The organism is Streptomyces sp. NPDC037301 (assembly GCF_055602785.1).
Genome location: NZ_JBVJWD010000164.1, coordinates 1 through 1,846 on the forward strand (window position 1 = coordinate 1; position 1,846 = coordinate 1,846).

General features: G+C 68.3%; 1 protein-coding gene. It reads left to right on the forward strand.

Translation table 11 applies throughout. The annotated features are described in order from the left end of the window. The first annotated feature begins 591 nt into the window (after positions 1-591). On the forward strand, positions 592-1,818 hold the full coding sequence (locus ACZ7IB_RS49120) for an IS110 family RNA-guided transposase (protein ID WP_470921876.1): 1,227 nt from the start codon (positions 592-594) through the stop codon (positions 1,816-1,818). Positions 1,819-1,846 lie beyond the last annotated feature (28 nt).

Genomic DNA, 1,846 nt, shown 5'->3' on the forward strand with positions numbered 1-1,846 from the left:
CCACCTAATTCCCCTGTAAGGAGCTCACCGGCCCTCGCCGGTCGGTGAGGTGGTTCGAACGGGTTGTGACGCCTGCACTCCACCGGGCCGTCCAGGTCTCCGACGAGCACGGCTGCGCAACCCAGCTGGTGGGTGGTGGTCTCGTGAGTTCCGGTGGATACCTCTCAACGTCACGGCCAAGATGCCTTCCCACAGAGCGGTGCCATCCGGTGCTCTCGTGGCCGCCACCCACCCAGCGCTGACGCTGCTGGCGGTTGTGTGGGCTCCGGACGCACGCCTTCTTTCAGCCCGGCCATGATGTCTCCGCCAAGATCGGCGGCGTTCGGCGCCTTCACGGCCACCAGCGGCGTCAACACCGTTTGCTTGATCACTCGTTGGAGTTGGTGGTGCGAGCCCGTCGCACGGTGATCCCTTGCATTCCCCGAGCCGTCCGAGCTCTGGGAACAGACCGGGGCCCGTGCGGTGAGCTGGTGCCACGAACGGCTTGTGAGGTGTCGGCCCGTTCCTTGATCGAGGCCTGGAATTAGGTCGCTGCGTGGCCCCGCATGCGCTCGTGACCAGCGCAAACACCCACACTTCTGGGAGGGAAAGTTGATCTACTGCGGCATCGACTGGGCCGAGAAGACGCACGACGTCGCCCTGGTCGACGACGACGGCACGCTCCTGGCCAAGCGCCACATCACCGACGACGCGGCCGGCTACAAGCTCCTGCTGGAACTGCTCGCCGAGCACGGCGACACCGAGGACAACCCGATCCCGGTCGCCATCGAGACCTCCCGCGGCCTGCTCGTCGCGGTCCTGCGGACCGAAAAGCGCCAGGTCTACGCCATCAACCCGATGGCCGCCGCACGCTACCGCGACCGCCACGCGGTCACACGGAAGAAGTCCGACCCCGGCGACGCCCTCGTCCTGGCGAACATCCTCCGCACCGATATGCACGCCCACCGGCCGCTGCCCCAGGACAGCGATCTCGCCCGCGCCATCGCCGTCCTCGCCCGCGCCCAGCAGGACGCCGTTTGGAACCGGCAGCAGCTCGCCAACCAGCTCCGCTCGCTCCTGCGCGAGTACTTCCCCGCCGCCCTCGACGCCTACCTGCACTGGCAGAACGGTCTCTGCCGCCCCGAGACCCGCATCCTGCTGGAGCTCGCCCCCACGCCCTCGCGGGCGGCCCGGCTGTCGCTCGCGCAACTGCGCTCGGCGCTCAAGCGCGCCGGCCGCCAGCGCCGGATCGATGCCGACGCCGAGCGCATCCGCGACGTCCTGCGGGCCGAATACGCGCATCAGCCACCGCTGGTCGAGGACGCGCTCGGCAAGCAACTGCTCGCTCTGCTGCGGCAGCTCGACGCCGCCTGCACGGCCGCCGACCAGCTCGCCGAGGCGGTGGAAGAGGCCTTCCCGCAGCATCCGGACGCCGAGATCATCCTGAGCCTCCCCGGGCTCGGCACCCAGCTCGGCGCCCGGATCCTCGCTGAGATCGGGGACGACCACGCCCGCTTCGCCACTGCCCGCGGTATGAAGGCCTACGCCGGTGCGTCCCCCATCACCAGGGCGTCCGGCAAGAAGTCCAGCATCACCAGACGCTGGGTGAAGAACGACCGGCTCAACCACGCCGGCTACCTGTGGGCCTTCGCCTCACTGACCCACTCACCGGGCGCAAAGGCCCACTACGACCGCCGCCGCGAGGCCGGGGACTGGCACGCCGCCGCTCAGAGAAACCTCTTCAACAAGATGATCGGCCAGCTCTACCACTGCCTCCAAAAGCACATCCTGTTCGACGAGAACCTCGCCTTCCCCACACAACTTCTCGAAGCTGCTTGACAACTTAGCTCCGTGAGGTGTCTCGTCG